This window comes from Gemmatimonas groenlandica (genome assembly GCF_013004105.1).
Lineage (GTDB): Bacteria > Gemmatimonadota > Gemmatimonadetes > Gemmatimonadales > Gemmatimonadaceae > Gemmatimonas > Gemmatimonas groenlandica.
This window is the reverse complement of record NZ_CP053085.1, coordinates 1,303,214-1,322,888: the sequence shown is the minus strand read 5'-3', so window position 1 is coordinate 1,322,888 and position 19,675 is coordinate 1,303,214. Positions and strand designations below refer to the sequence as shown.

Below are 19,675 nucleotides of genomic sequence, written 5' to 3'. Positions count from 1 at the left end.
GCACGCTAGCGCATCCCTCCGTCGCGCACGTCATCCAAAGAACGCGCGCGTCATCACGCCAACGCCAACTACTTCTCGTCGGTCGGAATGCGCTTGTTGGTCTCGTACAGCATGTATGCGATGAACAACCACACCAGCACGCTCAGCACTTTGAACGCGCCACGCCCCGTACGTTCAGTCTGGAAGGCCGTAACGGCGTCGATCCCGGCGAGGATCGCCAGCCCGATCGGCAGCAGCGGCATGAGAGTGCGAAACAGTCGCTTCATGTCAGACGGCCCTCGCAAAATGCCCGCGTGTAAACGCGCCGTCGAGCAGGCGGCGGGTCGCGGTCATCTCCGGCAAGACGTTGCCGGCAAGCGCATCGAGCATGTCGCGATAGGCACGAACAATCTGTTGCACGGGATCACCAGGAACGTTGAAGACCATCTGATAGCCGCGCACGCCCTGTGCCCAGAGGTCCGGCAGATACTCAGATCCATCGATGGGGCGCGAATGCAGCAGTCGGTTGCGGCACGCCGAGTCGGTGGCCACCGCGAAGGTGTAACCGGCTGGATCGGTCAACGACACGTTGGTGTGCTTTTGCACGCAGAGATCGCGGCACGTGGTCGGCTCGCGATCGAACGCCGCCGACAGGACGCAATGCTCGATGGTCATGCCCTCAGTACGCCCGTAGACGAGCACGTCGAAATTGCGGCCGCGCCACGGGTCGGTGAGCTGCCCGAGTTCCTCGGTCGTCAGCTCGATCGACGCAACCAGTCGCGACGCCCCGAGCTCGAACAGCAGCTGTGCCGTGTGCTGGTTGAACACGTTCGTCGCGTAATCGGCGATGACATCTCGCCCTGCCCCACCAAACTCGGCGAGCAGGCCCAGATGGCCGGTCAGCAGCGGCAGGTCGAGTGCCAGCCACTTCTCAAGTCGCTTGCGTTCCTCGGGGCGCACGATCGTTGGCGTGCGGAGACGCAGCGTAACGCCAGCCGCGGCGAGTTCCTCGCGTAGCGCGTGCACGCGGGCGAGAGGTGGCGTGGGATGGCGTAAGAACGGATCCAGCACGATCTCCGTTGCGCCACCCGCGGCGGCCTCGCGCGCGGTGTCGAGATCGCACACGATGGCACGCAGCGCAAAGGACGCGTCGGTGACCGCCGACGGGATCGACGACGCAACCGTGTCGACCACCTCGGCGATGCGCGCTTCACGCACCGCCACATCACTCTGACGCGCCCAGCCGAGTTGCTCTTCGAGCTGCGCGACCGCGTCCTGACGGATGCGATTCAGTTCGCTTACCGGCAGGAACAGTCCGTCGGCCAAACCGGCCACGTCAACCGTTCCCAGCTTGAAGGCCGTGCCTCCCAGTCGTCCGAGCTGTTCACGAAGCTGCGGCACATCGAGCGCACGTTTGCTGGCGACGCTCAGCGGGACTTCGCCACGCACCGTGACTTCCATCTCGCCGGAATTCCAGATCGTCTTGAGCGGGCCGCCGCTGTGCCCGAACACACGCACATCAATACGCAGGGCACCGACACGCTCGGGCACCGCTACGCTGGCGAACGATTCCTGTGCCTGCCGAAGCAGGGTGGCATCGCTCGTGCGCACGACGCGCCATCCGTCGGGCACCCGCGATCGTGCGGCGCTCAACCGTACGCTCACGACCTGTCGATGGGTACCATTGCGCGTCCACACGTGCCGAACATTCTGCACCGAGCCGCCCATCGTGGCCGACGATGTCAGCTCCGGCGATTCGAAGCCGAGACCATCACCGACCGCGATCGCGTGCGTAGTCTCGACGATCAGTTCCGCGCCCTCATGGCCGACCACCTTACCGATGGGCAATCCGCGATTGTCCGGCTGCGTGCGCGTGATGTACTCCCGTCCCTCGCGTCCGCCGTACATACCGCCGGTGTTGCCGCGGCTGAAGATCTGCACGAGGGGCTCGACTTCCTCGATCGACGGCGCCAGTTCGCGTTCGCCACGCGCCAGCGCATCGAGCCACCCGCGATAGGCCTTCGTGACGGTCGCGACGTATTCCGGCTTCTTCTTTCGCCCTTCGACTTTGAGGCAGCCGATCCCGAGTTCAGCGAGTTGCTCAAGGTGATCATGTGCCGCGAGATCCTTCGCCGAGATGAGGTACCCGCTGTCGAGCGTGGCGCCGGTCGCTTCGTCGGTGAGCGTGTAGTCCTTGCGGCACGACTGCGCGCATGAGCCCCGGTTCGCCGAGCGTTCGCTGATCATACCGGACATGAAGCACTGGCCGGAGTACGAAATGCAGAGCGCACCGTGCACGAACGTTTCGAGGCCGAGTTCCGGTACCGCTTGCCGGATCGCCCGAATGTCCTCGAGCGTGTTTTCGCGCGCCAGTACGACGCGTTCCACGCCGAGGCGCTGCATGACCCGCGCGCCGGCGGCGTCGTGCACCGTCATCTGCGTCGAGCCGTGCACCTCGAGCTGCGGATAAACCTGTTGGATGAGCCGCACCACGCCCAGATCCTGCACGATGGCCGCATCGATCCCGCGGTCGACGCATTCGCCGAGATAGGCGAGGGCCTCCCCGAGCTCCTCGGGCTTGATGAGCACGTTGAACGTGAGGTACACCCGGGCGCCGCGAGCATGCGCGATCGCGCAGGCGAGTGCGAGCTCATCCAGCGAGAGCTGGGCGCCCTCATCGCGGGCATTGTACATCGAGGCGCCCAGATAGACCGCGTTGGCGCCATTGGCGACGGCAGCGCGGACGGCGTCGAGTGTGCCGGCCGGGGCGAGGAGTTCAGGGACGGGGGTGCGAGACATCCCTCAAACCTAACCACGGTGGCCAACGCGTGATTTCCGACCGGAAGCCCGGCGGTGGCGAACGTGTGGGCGGCGGGGGAAGTACCGGTGGCGACGGGGGAACTGTTCGCCGTAGTACTTCCCGCGCCCCACACACGTTGCCCTCCAAACAGCTTCCGGTGGGCAATCCCGCGTTCGCTACCGCGGCCGCGACCGGAGGCGTTCCACCAACCTGATGATCAGCGCACCTGCGAGGCAGCCGATGCCGACCCAACGGACCCATTCGGTCCCGGTGCGCAGGGCGAAGACAAACGCCATGACACCGGCACCAATAAGAGCCAATCGCAGGGCCATCATGCGAAAGCCGGAAGCCCTGCCGCGACGGCCTCGGCGTCGGGCACGTCGATCACCATGCGCAGAAGCGCGGTCGAGTAGACCTTGCCCTGGGCGTCCGTCTTGAGCGACAGCGTCCCGCCGCCATCAAGGGCGCCATGCAGCAGAAAGTTCAGGGCGTGGAGGTTGGGCAGTTCGAAGCGGTCGACGCCGCCGTTGATCTGTCCTGAGAAGTGCTGCGCTACGCGGTCGCGCGTCACGTACGTCACGAGGGTCGGATACCACTCGGGCTTGAGCGCAATCACGCCGACATTGGCGGTGTCGCCTTTGTCGCCGCTGCGGGCATGTGCGATATCGAGCAAGCGAATGTGCATGGCCGTTACTCCATGATCGTGACGGCGGTGGACACGGCTCGCTTGTCGAGCAGCGCAGGCCAGTAGGCCACAATCTCTTCCACCTTCGGGCGACCGCCAGCAAAACCGGTCACGCTCGGCGGGCCATTCAGCACCAACGGCACGATCTCACGGGTGAACCGCTCGATGTCGGCGCGATTTTCACCGCGCACGCCGATGCGGAACATCACTTCGGGCGCGTCATGGCCGTCGCCCGCCAATGCCCCGTGCGTCGATGTGGCGCCGACAAACTCCGTCAGCACCTGATCGAACTTCAGTCCGAGATTGTCGAGACGTTCGCGGAGAATGCGATCAGCCATCTGCGCCTTCTCCATCGCGTCGGGCCACGAGTACACCAGCGATCCCACGGCCTTGTACCCCGCGCGATACGCGATCGACACCTTGAGGAACGGGGTCGGCGGACCGCCGGTGATGCCGTGCACGCGCACGCGGTTCTCACCATCGGGCGCGAGCTGAATGCTGGTGAAATCGGCGACTACATCGGGCGTGATGTACGCATGCGGATCGCCCATCTCGTACACCAGCTGCTCGGACACGCTCGGCACGCTCACGCGTCCGCCCGTACCGGCGTGCTTCGTGATGACGAACGTGCCGTCTTCGGAGGCCTCGGCGATCGGGTAGCCGACGTTCGCCATGTCGGGGATGGTGCGCCACTCGTGCATGCAATTGCCACCCGACGACTGCGCACCGCACTCGAGAATGTGCCCGGCGATGATGCCAGAGGCCATCTTGTTCCAGTCGTCTGCCGCCCATCCAAATTCATGACGCAGCGGTGCCATCGTGAGCGCCGTATCGGTGCTGCGCCCGATCACGACGACGTTCGCACCCTGTGCGAGCGCTTCGACGATCGGCTCAGATCCGATGTATGCGTTCGCCGACATCACGCGATCGCGAATCGTCGAGAGTGGCTCACCGGTGTCCATGTTCTTGAGTTCATGGCCGGCGGCCATGAGGTCATCGAGCCTGGCGAGAATATCATCGCCCGTCACCACGCCAATACGGATCTTGCCGCGCACGCCGTGCTTCGCGGCCGCATCGAGCAGCGCCTCGGCGCATGCCACGGGATTCACGCCGCCCGCGTTTGCGATGACCTTCACGCCACGTTCGGCGACGGCCGGAAACACGCTTTCCATGGCGCCGATGAAGTCACGCGCGTAGCCCATTCGGGGATCACGCTCTTTCTGCTTCTGCAGAATCGACATCGTGACTTCCGCGAGGTAGTCGAGCATCAGATAATCGACCTGACCACCTTCCACCTGGCGACGAGGGGCTTCGAGCCAATCGCCCCAGAAGCCCTGACCGCTGGCGACGCGCACCACGCGCGATGAATCAGACATCAGTACTCCGTGCCGGGAACCGGCGCGCCGTAGGTCGGCATGGGGGGCAAAACGAAGGCACCGAGATGCGGCCCCGGATTCTGGGCCGCCGCACGCAGCGCAAGCGCCAATATCGTGCGGGTGTCTTCGGGATAGCAGATCGCATCGACGAAGCCACGCGCGGCGGCGTAGCGAGCATCGAGTTGCGTTTCGTAGTCTGCGCGCATCTGTGCGGCCGACTCGAGCACTTCCGCTGACGGATCGACGCCGGCCTTCTTCGCCGCATCGAGCGCGGGGCCATGCACCGCACCAACGGCCGCTTCGCCCTCCATCACCGCCATGCGGCCGGTCGGCCAGCTGAGGATGAAGTCGGGATCGAATCCCTGCCCGGCCATCGCGTAGTATCCGGCACCACTCGCGTGATTGACCGTGAGGACAATCTTGGGCACGCGCGCGCAGGCCATCGCTTCGACGAAGCGCGCGCCAGCGCGGATGATACCTTCGTGCTCGGCGTCGGGACCTACCATGAAGCCCGAGACGTCCTGCACGAAGACGATGGGCAGACCCTGCCGATCACAGCGCTCGATGAAGTACGCGACTTTCTCCGCGCTCTCGGCGTAAATGATGCCACCGAAGCGCGGGCGTTCGCCGGCGCGCCCCTTGATGAGACCACGCTGGTTCGCCACGATGCCCACCGGAATGCCTTCAATGCGCGCATCGCCGCAGATCATTTCCTTGGCCAAGTGCGGCTGGAACTCGTCGATCGCGCCGTCATCGAGAACCGCCTTGAGCACCGCATGCATGTCGTATGACATGCGGTGATCGGCCGGCAGCACGTCGTACAGCGCCGACGGCGGGACCGCAGGCGGCCGATACGTCGCAGGCACACCACGAAACGGCTTGGGCAGTCGCGCCACGAGCTCACGCAGCTTGTCGAGGCACTGCGTATCGTCGTCGAGTGCGTAGTGCGCCACGCCCGAAATCTCCGTATGCGTGATCGCGCCGCCCAACGTCTCGCCGTCGACCGTCTGCCCGGTCGCGCCCTTGACGAGGTTCGGGCCGCCCAAGCCCATGAACGACGTGCCCTTCACCATCAGGATCACATCACTCAAGGCGGGGAGATAGGCACCGCCAGCGACACACTGCCCCATCACTGCGGAGAACTGCGGAATCCGCAGATAGCGCCGCATGATGGAGTTGTAGTAGAAAATGCGCGCGGCACCGAACTGGCCGGGAAACACACCGCCCTGATACGGCAGGTTCACGCCCGCCGAGTCGACGAGATAGATGATCGGGATCCGGCAGCGCATCGCAACTTCCTGCGCGCGCAGAATCTTGGTGATCGTCTCGGGCCACCACGAGCCGGCCTTCACCGTCGCGTCGTTGGCGACGACGACCACCTCACGCCCGTCGACGATCGCAATGCCGGTGATTACGCCGGCACCGGGTGCCTGCCCTTCGTAGCGGTCGTAGGCGACGAGCAGGCCGATCTCGAGGAACGGCGTTCCGGGATCGGCGAGGCGCTCGACACGTTCGCGGGCGGTCAGCTTTCCTTGCTTGTGCTGCTTCTCGATCTTGTCCGGTCCGCCCCCGAGTCGGAGGCGGGCTTCCAGCGCGCGAACGTCGTCAGCGAGCTGGCGTAGCCGCCCGCTCACGCGTCCTGCTGCTGACGGGACGCGAACCAGTCGCGGATGTACTCGACGAGGTCCTGCGTACTGGTCCCCGGACCGAACAGGCGGGCCACGCCGCGCTGCTGGAGGGCATCCATGTCTTCCTTCGGAATGATCCCACCGCCAGTCAGCAGGATATCGTCGCGTCCTGCCTCAACGAGGAGGTCGCGGACACGCGGGAAGAGGGTCATATGGGCGCCGCTCAGAATCGAGAGGCCCACGACGTCCACGTCTTCCTGAATGGCCGCCGAGGCGATCATTTCGGGAGTCTGGTGCAAACCGGTGTAGATCACTTCCATGCCGGCGTCACGGAGCGCGGCAGCCACCACCTTGGCGCCGCGATCATGGCCGTCGAGGCCAGGCTTGGCCACGAGCACGCGAATCGGTCGAGTCATCGGAGGGCAAACGGGAAAGGACCCGGGGTCGGGCGCCGCCGACGCGAGGATTCCGCGCGGCAGCCCTTCAAGCTACTCACCCGTCCTTACGCGCCACCAGCAGCATTTCGCTGGATTTACGTGTCAGCGGGCGCTCGGTCCACGCGTCGAACGCCTGCTCGACCACCAGACCGACCTCCTGCATTCGGGCCGCCAACTCCGACGCCGAATACAGGCGGATGCGGTGCGTGCGCTCCCCGTCTCCCTTTGGACCGCGCCAGGTGGACGTGATCTCAAGGAAGCCCGACAATGGGTCGAAACGCCGTTCCTGACCGAACACGGTCCCGTCCTCGGTGCTCCACCAGTCACGGGACAGAAAGCGCGCCATGACGCCGTCACGACTGCCGCCGTGCCAGATCAGCACGCCCCCCGGCTTCAGGACCCGCGCAAACTGGGCCAGGACCTTCCGGTCATCGTAGGGATCGTCGAAGAACCCGAAGGACGTAAAGAGGTTGAGCACGGCATCGAAACGGCCGGTCCACTTGGCCGGCAACTTCCGCATGTCGCCCTGGGTGTATCGCAGGGTCTTACCAGCGCCTCGGCGCTTGGCGACCTCGAGCAGCGGCTTGGAGTAGTCGAGTCCATCGACATCGAAACCCGCTTCGGCCAGCAGGTGCGCGTGGCGCCCCTGACCGCAGGGGCAGTCGAGCAGGCGCGCGCCCGAGGGCAGCTCGAGCACGTCGAGCAGACGCGATACCTCGCGACGATCCTGTACGAGATTGAACAGGGGTTCGTACTCGTGGAGGTACTGCGCGTCAAAGTGTGTTGCCCACCAAGGGCTGGTCGTCTTCATCTGGACACGCTAGATAACCCCACGGTCCCACACAAGTCGCCTAGCCTCCCGCCGCCGGGGTCGCTGACGGGAAGGACCGATCTCGAACGTGAGTGGGAATGCCGTGCATACAATCCGTCTGATCTATACAAGCGATGCGCGTGAGGACCTGCGCTACCGTGATTTCATCACGATCATGGACACCGCGGCCGAGACGAACCGCGAGCGCGCGATCACCGGCATCCTGTGCTACGGCGGTGGCCAGTTCCTGCAGGCGCTCGAAGGAGAGCGGCTCGCCGTGAACGCGCTGTACCATCACATCGCCACCGATCCGCGACACTCGAACTGCCAAGTGTTGAGCGTCGAGGAGATCAGTACGCGCGACTTCGCGGAATGGTCGATGAAGATCGTGGACTGGAATGACGCCGTCACAGCGGCGCGACAGACGGTGCTCCTCAAACATTCCGGCTCCCGCCACTTCGATCCCGCGAACATGAGCGGTCAGCAGGCGTCGGCGTTTCTGCGCGAAGTCGCCGCGATGGAACGCCTGCTGACCGACTAGTCGGCGCTAGAAGAACACCGGCTCGCGGTACGCACCGAAGACATCTTCCAGCGCGGCGCGAATTTCGTACAGCGTGCAGTATGCGCGCGCGCAGTCGAGAATGCGGGGCACCACGTTTTCGGTGCCCCGTGCCGCGTTCCGGAGGGCATCGAGCCGCTCCGTGACCAGCGCGTTGTCCCGCGAGGCCCGCAGGGCCGCCAAGCGCTCGCGCTGCTCGGTCTCGGCGTACTCGCCGATGCGCAGAATCGGGATCGTGAGTTCGGGTTCGTCGGTGACGAATTCGTTCACGCCCACGACGAGTTTACGGCGTTGCTCGATCTCCCACTGCTGACGCGAAGCGCTCTCGGCGATCTTCTTCTGGAACCAGCCTTCTTCGAGGCCCTTCACGACGCCGCCGAACTCATCGATCTGCGCGAACAGCGCTTCGGCTTCCTGTTCCATCTGGTCGGTCAGCGCTTCCACGTAGTACGACCCGCCGAGCGGATCCATCACGTTCGGTACGCCCGTTTCGTACGCGAGAATCTGCTGCGTCCGCAACGCGACCTGCACCGCCTCTTCCGTCGGCAGCGACAGCGTCTCGTCCATCGAGTTCGTGTGCAGCGACTGCGTGCCGCCCAGAACGGCGGCCAGCGCCTGATAGGCGACGCGCACGACGTTGTTGGTCGGCTGTTGCGCGGTGAGCGTGACGCCTGCGGTCTGCGAATGAAAGCGCATCATCCACGAGCGGGGATTCTTCGCGCCGAACCGCTCCTTGAGGTGACGTGCCCAGATGCGACGCGCGGCGCGCAACTTGGCGATCTCCTCGAAGAAATCGTTGTGGATGTCCCAGAAGAACGAGAGGCGCGGTGCGAATTCATCGACATCGAGTCCACGTGCGACACCGCGCTCGACGTACGTGAAGCCGTCGGCCAGCGTGAAGGCGAGTTCCTGCGCCGCCGTCGCACCGGCTTCGCGGATGTGGTACCCCGAGATCGAGATCGTATTCCAGTTCGGCGTGTGCTTGGCACACCAGTCGAAGCCATCGACGACCAGGCGCAGCGCCGGCTCAATCGGGAAGCACCAGGCGTGCTGCGCCATGTACTCCTTCAGGATGTCGTTCTGCACCGTGCCCTGCAGCTTCTCCGCACTGACACCCTGCTTCTCGGCCGCGGCGATGTAGAAGCACAGCAAGATGATGGCGGGGCCGTTGATGGTCATCGACGTCGACACCTTGTCGAGCGGAATGCCCTCGAACAGGGTCTCCATGTCGGCCATCGAGGAGATCGACACACCGCACTTCCCCACTTCGCCTTCCGAGCGGGAATGGTCGGCGTCGTAGCCCATCAGCGTGGGAAAGTCGAAGGCCACCGACAAGCCGGTCTGTCCCTGCGAGAGCAGAAACTTGTACCGCTGATTGGTCTCACGCGCCGTACCGAACCCGGCGAACTGGCGCATCGTCCAGAGCTTGCCGCGATAGCCGGTGGGATGAATCCCGCGCGTGAATGGCCACTGGCCAGGCAGCTCGAAGGCGGAACCGGCGGTGTCCTCGAGGTCGAGCGCCGTGTACAGCGGCGGCACTTCGTCCGCGGAATTGGTGAACGCGATGTCGCGCTTGCGACCCGTGTCGTACTGCTGCCGCCACTGACCGACTTCACGGCGCAATCCCTCGAGCTCTTCCTGCTGCTGGCGGACTACATCCTCGAGTTCCTGAATGGTCGTCATGCGCTCATCCATCCTGAAGCGGCGCGTATTCGGCGCCGGTGAGAAGTGCTGCACTGCGGGCCCGGAGGGCATCGGCGACCGCAAACGGAACCTGCGTGCCAGCCTCGAGCGCATCGAGTCGTTCATCCACCCACGTGAGGGTGTCCTGATCCTGCCACAATCGCCGACGGAGCTGCTGTTCCACCACTTCCATGACGCGCTCACGCAGGCGAGCCCGTCGACGGGACCGGAGCTCTCCGCTGCTCTCAAGATAGCGCACGTGTCGATCGAGGGCGTCGACGACCTCATCGACCCCCTCGTTCTGGGCGGCGATGACGCGCAGCACGGGCGGGGTCCACTGCTCCGGCTGTTCGGCACTGGCTGCGGCCCGAGCGGCGCGCGCCGGATTCATGGCGTCCCGGAGGGCGTCCCGGTCCGGCAGGTTCCGAAGATCTACGCCATGGTGGGCCGGAACGTTCTGCATCGACGCGCCGGCCCGCAGGCCGAGCATCAGTTCGATGTCGTTGCGCAGGCGATCCGCCCCGGGGCGATCCGCCTTGTTGACGGCGAAGACGTCGGCGATTTCCATCACACCGGCCTTGAGCGTCTGGATGGAGTCGCCCGACTCCGGAACGAGCACCACGAGCGTGGTGTCGGCGGCTCTGGAGATATCCAGCTCGCTCTGTCCCACCCCCACGGTCTCGAGCAGAATCACATCCATACCGAAGCCGTCGAGCACGTCGCACACTTCGCGCGTCGCCGTGGCCAATCCGCCCAGCGATCCGCGCGTGGCCATGGAGCGAATGAACACGCCCGGGTCGAGCGCGACTTCCTCCATCCGGATGCGATCACCCAGCAGCGCACCACCGGTGAACGGCGACGTGGGATCGACCGCCACGATGCCGACGCGCCATCCCGCGTTGCGATAGCGTCGGGCGAGGCGCGTGGTGAGCGTGCTCTTGCCCGCGCCCGGCGGGCCGGTGATGCCGATGCGACGCGCGCGACCAAGCGTGGGATGCACGACGGCGAGAATCTGCTCAAAGCCCGGACGATGATTCTCCACAATGCTGACCGCACGCGCGAGCGCCGCGGGCTTCCCTGCACGAAACTGGTCCATCAGTCGAGCCATCGCTTCAGTCATCATCACTCGTCGTCGTGTTCATCGCGGATGTCGCCTACCAACTCCTCGAGCAGATCTTCGAGCGTCACCAGCCCGACGACCGTTGCGTCATCCTGCACGATCGCCAACTGTCGCCGCGAACGCAGCAGCTCGAACAGCAATTCTTTTGCGGACTTCGTGGACGTGGTGACGGTGACCGGACGAATGGGTGGTAACGTCTCACCACTGCGTACGAACACGTCGAACACATGCACCATCCCGATGATCTGATCGGGCGTGTCGCGATAGATCGGCACGCGACTGTAGCCGGCCTGCGCGACGCGCGACGCCAACTCCGCCGCCGGCAATCCATCGGGCAACGCGAAGATGGTGGCGCGCGTCGACATGACGTCGTGCACGACTTTGTCACCGAACTGCACCACGCCGGAAATGATTGCCATCTCCTCGGTCGTGCTGATGTCGTCGAACGCGCCATCGCGCAGCAGCTCCTCGAGCCCTTCGCGCGCATCGTCGTCGGTGGCCGACGCAGGCCCCGACGTCATCAGGCGGCGTACGAGGTCGGCGACAACGTGAAACGGTGTCAGGAGAAGATCGACGAGGCGCAGCAGTGGCACGAGGACCGGCACGAGTTGCGGTGCCCAGCGACGACCCACGGCGCGCGGCAGCAGCTGCCCCACAAGCACCAACAACGTGAGATACAGCAGGACGTCGACCAGAAACTCCCACGCGCGAAGTCCGTCGGCCATGGCGATCATGGAACCGGTCGCGAATACGGTCAGCATGCTCGCCGTAGCGGCGGCGTGAAGCAGGCGAGCCGGACGCTCGAGGTAACGCGCCATCGCGCCTGTGCCGCCGTGACGTCGCTCGATCCAATGTCGCAACCACAGGCGACTCACGGCGCGTACCGCCGTGGCGGCGAGCGTGAGGGTCGCCACGAGCGCGACCGAGAGCAGCGTGAGGAGGAGTGGCATCAGCTCTCTCCCACGCTGGTGTCGAGCGGATGTACACGCTCGAGGTAGACCCGCTCGATCTTGCGGCGCACGACGCGCTCGACGATCACCTTGAACGGGCCGACCGCCAGTGTCTCGCCGGCGCGGGGCACGCGGCCCAGTAGTTCGAGCACCAGCCCGCCGACGGTCGACACGTCATCGCGCCGGAAGTCGTGCGACAGGGCTTCCGACAAGTCATCGAGTGTGAGGCGGCCCGAAACCCAGAAGCGCACCCCATCTTCACTTTCGACCTGCCGCTCCTCTTGGTCGTACTCATCGCGGATCTCGCCGACCAGCTCCTCGAGCACATCCTCGATCGTCACCAGTCCCGCGGTGCCGCCGTATTCGTCCGCCACTACCGCGATGTGCCGACCGGCGACGCGGAACTCGCGGAGGAGATCCGCGATGCGCTTCGACGGCGGAATGAACGCGGGCGGACGCAGCAGCGTCTGCCATCCACCGTCCGGCTCCTCGTCGGCCAGAACCGAGGGCAGCAGATCCTTCACGTAGAGGATGCCGACGATCTCATCGATCGTGTCCTCGAACACCGGCACGCGCGAATGCTGTGCGCTGCGTACGCGGTCGAGCATCTCCGACCACGCCGTTTCCTGCTCGATCCCGACGATGTCCACGCGCGGCACCATCACTTCTTCGACGGTGGTCTCGCCGAACTCGAAGACGCCAAGCAGCAGGTCGCGCTCGTCACGCGAGACGTCCGCTTCGCTTGTGATCACTTCACGGAACTGGGCCGCCGCTTCCTCCCGGCGCTCGATCGTGGCCTCGGCGTCGGAGACCACCTCGGCGAACGCGGCATCGACCCAATTACCCAGGCGCACAACCGGCGCGAACAGCTTCTCCGCTCCGTTGGAAAACCAGGCAAGGCGATCTTCGGCATCTTCGCCGAGGGCATCGCCGACCACGCGCGCCGTGGTTTCGGCGGCAAGCACCACGACCAAGCCCAAGCCGAACAGCAAGGCGACGGTGGACAGCGTGGCGCGGCCTGACAGGTCGAGGCCCACCGCGATACCGGATCCGGCCGCGAGATGTCCGAGCACCCGCGCGAACGCCAGTGCGCGGTGGGTTCGTTCGCGAGAGGGCACAGGTCGCGGCACCACCGGAGCCGGGGGTGCGAGCGTGGAACGCTCGACCGGGATCGACGATAGCGGCGGCTCGGAGAGCAGCGCACCATCGGCGACGGCGGCGAGTGCGGCAACGACGGCACCGCCTGTCGCCAGCCCCCACGCGACTACACTCATGCGGTACGGGTCGGCGTGATCCAGAAGCGGTGCAGCAATTGCTCCTGGCGCCGCCACATCGGCGACGTCATCCGTGCGTCGCCCTCGGGGTGTTCCCACCCGCAGGCGTGCAGCATTCCGTGTACGACGAGGCGCGCAATCTCCTCTCGTACGCCAACCCCGAAGTCTTTCGCCTGCAGACGCGCAACGTCAGGGCAGATGTAGATGTCGGCGATGACGGTCCCCGCGGGATCGGCGCCCAACGCGAAGGTAATCACGTCGGTGGGTCCACGATGACCGAGATGCCGTCGATTGAGCGTGGCACTGGCGCGCGACGAGACGAATGTCACGCTGATCATGGCGCGCGACACCTTGAGCGCGCGGAGGACGCGGCGCGACAGTTCGGCGAGGCGATCGGCGGCGACCGGTACGCGAACCCCGTCGGCTTGCACCGACACGGCGCGGGGATCCTCACGCATACGGCTCATGCGCCGGCCGCATCGGCGTTGTACGCGCGAATGATGTCTCGCACCAGACGATGGCGCACCACGTCGGCATCGGTGAAGTAGTGGAACGAAATCCCTTCGATGCCATGCAGAATGCGTTCGATCTGCATGAGTCCCGAGTCTTCTCGTCGCGGCAAGTCGACCTGCGTCTTGTCGCCCGTGATCACGATCTTCGAGTTCACACCCAGACGCGTGAGGAACATCTTCATCTGCAGCCCCGTCGCATTCTGCGCTTCGTCGAGAATGACGAACGAATCGCTGAGTGTACGACCGCGCATGAACGCCAACGGCGCGACTTCGATGGTGCGCGTTTCAATGAGCTTCTGAAGGCGTTCCACCGGAATGAGATCATCGAGGGCGTCGTACAGCGGGCGCAGATACGGATCGATCTTGGCCTGCATGTCGCCTGGCAAGAAGCCAAGGCTCTCACCCGCCTCGACGGCGGGACGCGCCAGCACGATGCGCCGCACGCGCTTCCGCATGAGCGCATCGACCGCCGCGGCGACGGCAAGATACGTCTTGCCTGTCCCTGCCGGGCCGACGCCGACCACGATGTCATGCTCGCCGATCTGCTTGAGGTACTCGGCCTGTCCAGGCGTTTTCGGCTGGACGCCGCGCCGCGCTCCCGGCAGCACGAGTGCGCCGTTGGTCGCCGCCGGTGCGTCGGCCGGTCGTTCGGTCAGCGACAACCGCAGCACATCGTCGGCGTTCAGGGACTTGCCCTCGCGCACCAGCGTCACCATCGCCGTCGCGATGGGCTCCGCGCGCGTGACGTTGTCGAGATCACCAGTGATCGTGAGACTGTCACCGCGTAGGGCGACGCGGGTGCCGGTGGCGCGCCCGAGTTCCACGAGATTGGCGTCGTTGGCGCCCGCGAGCACCTGCATATCCGCGCCCTCGACCGAGACGCGCGTGGTGACTGTCTCGGGTGCGCGATCATTGCCCGTCACGCGTCGCTCCCGGTGACGGTAAGGTGCAACTCCGCCAGATCTTCCGGCGGCACGGCAACCGGCGCCCCCTCGAAGAGCGAGCGCGCCGCGGTCGTTTTCGGAAACGCGATGACGTCGCGCAGTGATGGCGCGCCGGACAGCAACATGGCGATCCGATCGAAGCCGAAGGCGATACCACCATGCGGCGGTGCGCCGGCCCGGAGACCTTCGAGCAGGAAGCCGAAGCGCCGCTCCTGATCGGCGACATCACCGATCCCGAGCAGAGAGAACATGCGCGACTGCATAGCAGGATCGCTGATGCGGATGCTGCCACCACCGAGTTCGGTGCCGTTGAGCACGACATCGTAGGCCAACGCACGCCAACGTGCCGGCTGGTCGGGGAACGTCTGCATGTCTTCGGCATGGGGCGCCGTGAACGGGTGGTGCACGGCCGCGAGCGAACCGGTGGTGGGATCTTCCTCGAACATCGGAAAGTCCATCACGACGATGAAGCGCTGCAGCTTGTCGTCGACCAGCTCGAGGCGTCGCGCACACTCCTGCCGTACGCGATCGAGCGCGGGACTGGAGACGCGATCGGGTGCGGCCACGAACAGGGCGAGATCGCCGTCGGCGAGCGCGAAGGCCGCGCGTGCATCGTCGGTGAGGAACTTGGCCAACGGGCCGTCGTAGGCGCCGTCGGCGTGCCGCAGCCGCAGCAGGCCACCCGCGCCCGCGCTCTTGGCGAGCGCCTCCAACTCGTCCACCTGCTTGCGGCTCCAGGCGGCACCGCCCGGCACGATCAGTCCGCGCACGCGCGCGCCGTTGGCGATGGCGCTCGTGGTCACCGCGAAATCGAGGCCGGCAAAGACGGCGGTGTAGTCGGCGAGTCTGAGGTCGTATCGCAGATCAGGGCGATCGCAGCCATAGAACTCCATGGCATCGCGATAGCTCATCCGATCGAAGTGCGCCGGGATGCTGTGGCCCGCCTCGGTCCAGAGCGCGCCGATCAACCCTTCGGCGAGCGCCAGAATATCTTCGCGCTCGATGAACGACGCTTCGATGTCGATCTGCGTGAACTCCGGCTGCCGATCGGCACGAAGATCCTCGTCGCGAAAGCAGCGCGCGATCTGGAAGTAGCGATCGAAGCCGCAACACATGAACAGCTGCTTGTAGATCTGCGGCGACTGCGGCAACGCGTAGAATTCACCCGGGTGCACACGGCTCGGCACGAGGTAGTCGCGCGCGCCTTCCGGTGTCGGCTTGGTGAGAATCGGCGTCTCGAGTTCGAGATAGCCGCGATCGCTGAGAAACCGACGCGAGACCTGCAGCAGCCGATGGCGCAGTACCAGATTCTCCTGTAATTCCGGACGGCGCAGGTCGAGATACCGATGACGCAAGCGCAGTTCTTCGGCCGCCATCTTTTCGCCGCGTCCACGGGCCACCGGCAGCGCCGGCGTGACGGCGGGACCGACCACACGCAGCGACGTCACGCGTACTTCGATCGTGCCGGTGAGCATATCGGGATTCTGACGTTCCGGCTCACGCGCGACGACCTCACCCTCGCACAACACGACCGACTCCACACCCACGGCCGCCGCGATGCGCAACGTCTCCGCATCGCTCCATGCCGGCCCGAAGGCCAACTGCACCAGACCCGTACGGTCGCGCAGATCGATGAACACGAGGCCGCCCAGATCGCGGCTCCGGTGCACCCATCCGCCAAGGCGAACGGTGCGACCCACATCCTGCGCGCGCAGTAGGCCGCAGGTGTCGGTACGAAGGGACGTGGCGAGCACGGACTGTTCTGGCGAAGACGACATTACGCGCGGCGCTCCGGACGGGGCGAATCAGGGAAGTTCATGGGCCGATGAACGGCCGCAAACGGTCAAAGTTAAACGATTTACGTCAGTCTCGGTAGCGATTGGCCATGCGCATTCGCTTGACCCGCCAAGGCGAGGGCCGTTAGTGTCCCCTATGCGACGCCTGCTCATCTGCGGGATGGCCGCGTGTTGCTGGGCCCGCGGGCTCGCCGCGCAGCCAGTACCCGCTCGCGATCTTTGGGAGTTCCCGCTCGGCGCCGTGCTCGAGCCGGCGGCGCTCGCGGCGGAGCCTGGTGCCGGCCTGTGGAATCCGGCGGCGTCCGCGCTCCGACCTGGAGAGCGGATTCGACTCGGAGTGGCGTCGTTGTCGACCGGCGCGCAGCAGGGCGTCGACGGCCAATTGCTCTCCGCGTCCATTCGGCGCGCGTCTGGGACGACGCTCGGTCTGTCCGTGGCCCGAACCTCGGTTGCGGGCCTGGTGCGCACCGAGAGCGATCCGCAGAGCGTCGGTGACATTAGCTACGCCAGCGTGCTGGTCAGTGCCACAGCGGCCAAGACGCTGATGCCGCATGTCACCGGCGGATTGGCGGTGCGCTGGCGCGAAGGTCGTGCCGACCAGGCGGTGAACACGGCGATCGCAGCCGATCTCGGCGTGGTCATCCACGATCTGCCGTGGCAGAACGCGCGCGTCGCGCTCTCGAGCTTTCTGTGGCGTCCGGGTCGTGAGATTGACGATCGACCCGCGTTCGTGGCCGCGGTAGATGCCAGGGTGATCGGCGATTCGGCGTCGCGCGAGCTGCGGCTCGGACTCAGCCAGAACGACGTCAATCGAGGGGCCACCGAGCGCGGACCGTTCCTGTCGGGACGACTGGATCGACTGGAGGCCCGCGCAGCCATCGTACGCGCCTCGGCCGGCGGCAGCACGGTGACGCGTATCCGCTCGGGGCTGGCGGTGTACTATGCACGGTACGTGGTCGGCGTCGCGCGCGAGGAAGGCATCTCCGGGCTCGGACCCGTTTATCAGTTCACGCTCAGTTCGATCCTCAAGGAATGATGTCAGACACGATCGCGACCGAAAACCTGCTCGACCTCTCGCCCGACGCTGCCCTGTCTCGTCTCTTGGCGTGGCTGAGTGATCGTGGTGAGCCGTCGTATCGGGCGGCGCAGATTTTTGCGCGCCTCTGGCAGCGTCCGGTCCGCTCGTTCGACGAGATCACCGAACTGCCCAAAGCGCTCCGAGAAGCACTCGCGAAGTCGTTCGCGCTTCCCCAGCTCGAACTCGCGACGCGACAGACATCGACCGACGGCACCGAAAAGTTCCTGTTCAGAATGGCGGACGGTCAGCTCATCGAGACGGTGTCCATTCCCGACGGCGACCGGATCACCTTCTGCATTTCCTCACAGGCTGGGTGCGCGCTCCAGTGCGCCTTTTGCGCCACTGGCGCGATGGGTTTTCAGCGCAACCTCACGCCATCGGAAATCGCCGGACAGGTCCGCGAGTTGCGACTGCTGTCACCGCCGATCATTCCCACGAACATCGTGTTCATGGGCATGGGCGAGCCGATGATGAATTGGAAGGCGGTTGATCCGACGCTTTCGCTGCTCAACGACCCCCGCGCGCTGGGCATCGGCGCGCGCCACATCACGATTTCGACGGTCGGCGTGCTGCCGGGCATCGTGGCATTGTCCGAGCGTCCCGAGCAGTTCCGACTCGCGATCTCGATTCATGCGCCCAGTGACGAGCTGCGCAAGTCGTTGATGCCGGTCAACACGAAGTATCCGCTTGCTGACGTCATTGCCGCGGCGGCCAAGTTCGATCGACGCGTGACCTTCGAATACGTGATGCTCGGCGGCGTCAATGACCAGCCGTCGCACTCGGCTCAGCTGGCGCAATTGGCGCGCGAGTGCCGCGCGTTCGTGAATCTGATTCCACTGCACCCCGGCGGAACGATGGGCTTCGTCCCGTCGACGGCATCGGCGATTTCGTCCTTCGCACGGGCGTTGCGTGCACGTGGGGTGGAAACCGCCGTCCGTCGCAGCCGCGGACTGGATATCGCCGCGGCCTGTGGTCAGTTAAGGACGGAGCGTCTCGGACGACGGCTTCCAGTCACGACCCACGAAGATGGTGAGGTCCACGTAGCGTAGTGAATCGGGGCGCGCCTCGATGCTGCCGGTCCCTACGGCGCGGCGCAGTCGGTCGGCCCAGTCCCCATGGCCCGTATGCGATACGATCAGCGTGCCATTGCGAGGCTTGCCCCTTTCGGTCTCGTACTCGACGACGTCGAACCCCCGGTCGCGCAGCTCGAGGGTGGCGCGTCGCGCGTAGCCGCGCGTGCCCGATGAATTGAGTACGCGCACGCGCACGCGGCTGTCGTTCGGCGCACGAGCAAGCGAATCATCGACGGCCGCCATCGTGCCGTTCGCGGACGCGACCACGGGCGCGCCCCGATCTAGCCACCACGCCGCGCCGGCGCCGACCACGACAACGGTCAACAGCGCGAGAATCAACCAGCCACGCCGCGTGCGACGCGGCACGTCCGGCGCGGGCATCGACGGCCACCCGGGCGACGTACTCATCGCACCGTCTCCCACAGCGCGACCGTCTCGAGCGCGAGCCCCTTCCCTTCACGAATCGCCCACTCGAGCCGCATCCGAACCACCTGACGGAAGACATCGTCGAAGGCGAAAGGCACCGAGCTGGCGAGAAATGCGCGATCCGCTTGCATGAACGAGCGGCCCGGTTCGAGAAAATCCGCCATGTACAGCGCGCGACCGACGCGAGCCCAGTCGGGCTGCCCAACAGTGTGCCAACGAATCGCGTCGAGGACCTCTTGACGCGCTTCGCCGAGCGCGGCGAGCCGGATCGCGGCCGCCGGGCCGTGCAGCATGCCGAACGGCCGCGTGTGATCGCCGGTCGCTGCGCGCAATATCGGTTCGTCGGCGTCCCGCAATGCGTCATGCCACGTGCCGGCATCCACCCAAGCCTGCACCTCGGCCGGCGAGAGCGCCAGCGCCGCGGCCCACGTACGCAACACGGCCACGACGCGCGCGATGTGCGCACGCCGTTTGTCCGTGACGATCGACCAGGCCGGCAGCTCGAGGTGCGACCCGTCGAGGTGCGAATCAGACGTCACAGCGG

The 19,675-nt window shown here is 65.7% G+C and carries 19 protein-coding genes; 3 read left to right on the top strand and 16 right to left on the bottom strand.

What is annotated here, in order from left to right; translation table 11 throughout:
• Window positions 1–68: 68 nt before the first annotated feature.
• From HKW67_RS05510 to HKW67_RS05480, 7 genes are all read right to left on the bottom strand, one after another.
• On the bottom strand, window positions 69–266 hold the full coding sequence (locus HKW67_RS05510; RefSeq protein ID WP_171224435.1) for a hypothetical protein: 198 nt from the start codon (window positions 264–266) through the stop codon (window positions 69–71).
• Between the two features lies 1 nt (window position 267).
• A complete protein-coding gene (locus tag HKW67_RS05505) occupies window positions 268–2,778 on the bottom strand; it encodes a U32 family peptidase (protein WP_171224434.1) in 2,511 nt (836 codons plus the stop codon).
• A gap of 332 nt (window positions 2,779–3,110) precedes the next feature.
• The gene (locus tag HKW67_RS05500; RefSeq protein ID WP_171224433.1) at window positions 3,111–3,464 is read right to left on the bottom strand and encodes an AtuA-related protein; all 354 of its coding nucleotides are present in this window, start codon (window positions 3,462–3,464) and stop codon (window positions 3,111–3,113) included.
• Window positions 3,465–3,469: 5 nt separating this feature from the next.
• Window positions 3,470–4,840, bottom strand: coding sequence for an acyclic terpene utilization AtuA family protein (locus tag HKW67_RS05495; RefSeq protein WP_171224432.1), 1,371 nt, complete (start codon window positions 4,838–4,840; stop codon window positions 3,470–3,472).
• Window positions 4,840–6,474 (bottom strand): acyl-CoA carboxylase subunit beta, encoded by a 1,635-nt coding sequence (locus HKW67_RS05490; protein WP_171224431.1) that lies wholly within the window; start codon window positions 6,472–6,474, stop codon window positions 4,840–4,842. The genes HKW67_RS05495 and HKW67_RS05490 overlap by 1 nt, the downstream gene beginning before the upstream one ends.
• Window positions 6,471–6,884: a cobalamin B12-binding domain-containing protein gene (locus HKW67_RS05485; protein WP_171224430.1), complete on the bottom strand. Its 414-nt coding sequence runs from the start codon at window positions 6,882–6,884 to the stop codon at window positions 6,471–6,473. Before HKW67_RS05485 ends, HKW67_RS05490 begins: the two co-directional genes overlap by 4 nt.
• 76 nt (window positions 6,885–6,960) lie before the next feature.
• On the bottom strand, window positions 6,961–7,716 hold the full coding sequence (locus HKW67_RS05480; protein WP_171224429.1) for a class I SAM-dependent methyltransferase: 756 nt from the start codon (window positions 7,714–7,716) through the stop codon (window positions 6,961–6,963).
• Window positions 7,717–7,819: 103 nt separating this feature from the next.
• Between HKW67_RS05480 and HKW67_RS05475 the strand changes: the two genes are divergently transcribed.
• On the top strand, window positions 7,820–8,257 hold the full coding sequence (locus HKW67_RS05475; RefSeq protein WP_171224428.1) for a BLUF domain-containing protein: 438 nt from the start codon (window positions 7,820–7,822) through the stop codon (window positions 8,255–8,257).
• A gap of 6 nt (window positions 8,258–8,263) precedes the next feature.
• Here the strand turns inward: HKW67_RS05475 and HKW67_RS05470 are convergent, their stop codons facing one another.
• Genes HKW67_RS05470 through aspS form a run of 7 tightly spaced genes read right to left on the bottom strand, consistent with a single transcriptional unit; the run spans window position 8,264 to window position 16,536 of the window.
• On the bottom strand, window positions 8,264–9,958 hold the full coding sequence (locus HKW67_RS05470; RefSeq protein ID WP_206044613.1) for a methylmalonyl-CoA mutase family protein: 1,695 nt from the start codon (window positions 9,956–9,958) through the stop codon (window positions 8,264–8,266).
• Between the two features lie 4 nt (window positions 9,959–9,962).
• Entirely contained in the window at window positions 9,963–11,066 is a 1,104-nt protein-coding gene (meaB, locus tag HKW67_RS05465; protein WP_230981127.1) for a methylmalonyl Co-A mutase-associated GTPase MeaB, read from the bottom strand.
• Between the two features lie 14 nt (window positions 11,067–11,080).
• Window positions 11,081–12,028, bottom strand: a complete 948-nt coding sequence (locus HKW67_RS05460; RefSeq protein ID WP_171224426.1) for a CBS domain-containing protein — start codon at window positions 12,026–12,028, stop codon at window positions 11,081–11,083.
• The gene (locus tag HKW67_RS05455; RefSeq protein WP_171224425.1) at window positions 12,028–13,302 is read right to left on the bottom strand and encodes a hemolysin family protein; all 1,275 of its coding nucleotides are present in this window, start codon (window positions 13,300–13,302) and stop codon (window positions 12,028–12,030) included. The genes HKW67_RS05460 and HKW67_RS05455 overlap by 1 nt, the downstream gene beginning before the upstream one ends.
• Window positions 13,299–13,769: an rRNA maturation RNase YbeY gene (ybeY, locus tag HKW67_RS05450; protein ID WP_171224424.1), complete on the bottom strand. Its 471-nt coding sequence runs from the start codon at window positions 13,767–13,769 to the stop codon at window positions 13,299–13,301. The genes HKW67_RS05455 and ybeY overlap by 4 nt, the downstream gene beginning before the upstream one ends.
• Window positions 13,766–14,737 carry a PhoH family protein gene (locus tag HKW67_RS05445; protein WP_230981126.1) on the bottom strand — a complete coding sequence of 324 codons (972 nt, stop codon included), beginning with the start codon at window positions 14,735–14,737 and terminating at the stop codon, window positions 13,766–13,768. The genes ybeY and HKW67_RS05445 overlap by 4 nt, the downstream gene beginning before the upstream one ends.
• Complete coding sequence (gene aspS, locus HKW67_RS05440; protein ID WP_171224423.1) at window positions 14,734–16,536, bottom strand: aspartate--tRNA ligase; 1,803 nt, start codon at window positions 16,534–16,536, stop codon at window positions 14,734–14,736. The genes HKW67_RS05445 and aspS overlap by 4 nt, the downstream gene beginning before the upstream one ends.
• A gap of 154 nt (window positions 16,537–16,690) precedes the next feature.
• On the opposite strand from aspS, the gene HKW67_RS05435 reads away from it, so the two are divergent.
• Window positions 16,691–17,590 carry a hypothetical protein gene (locus HKW67_RS05435; protein ID WP_171224422.1) on the top strand — a complete coding sequence of 300 codons (900 nt, stop codon included), beginning with the start codon at window positions 16,691–16,693 and terminating at the stop codon, window positions 17,588–17,590.
• Window positions 17,587–18,681 carry a dual-specificity RNA methyltransferase RlmN gene (gene rlmN, locus HKW67_RS05430; protein WP_171224421.1) on the top strand — a complete coding sequence of 365 codons (1,095 nt, stop codon included), beginning with the start codon at window positions 17,587–17,589 and terminating at the stop codon, window positions 18,679–18,681. Before HKW67_RS05435 ends, rlmN begins: the two co-directional genes overlap by 4 nt.
• Here the strand turns inward: rlmN and HKW67_RS05425 are convergent.
• Together HKW67_RS05425 and HKW67_RS05420 are read right to left on the bottom strand one after the other, a co-directional pair.
• On the bottom strand, window positions 18,610–19,113 hold the full coding sequence (locus tag HKW67_RS05425) for a LytR C-terminal domain-containing protein (RefSeq protein ID WP_171224420.1): 504 nt from the start codon (window positions 19,111–19,113) through the stop codon (window positions 18,610–18,612). The two genes, rlmN and HKW67_RS05425, sit on opposite strands and share 72 nt — an antisense overlap.
• On the bottom strand, window positions 19,110–19,670 hold the full coding sequence (locus HKW67_RS05420; RefSeq protein WP_171224419.1) for a hypothetical protein: 561 nt from the start codon (window positions 19,668–19,670) through the stop codon (window positions 19,110–19,112). The genes HKW67_RS05425 and HKW67_RS05420 overlap by 4 nt, the downstream gene beginning before the upstream one ends.
• Window positions 19,671–19,675 lie beyond the last annotated feature (5 nt).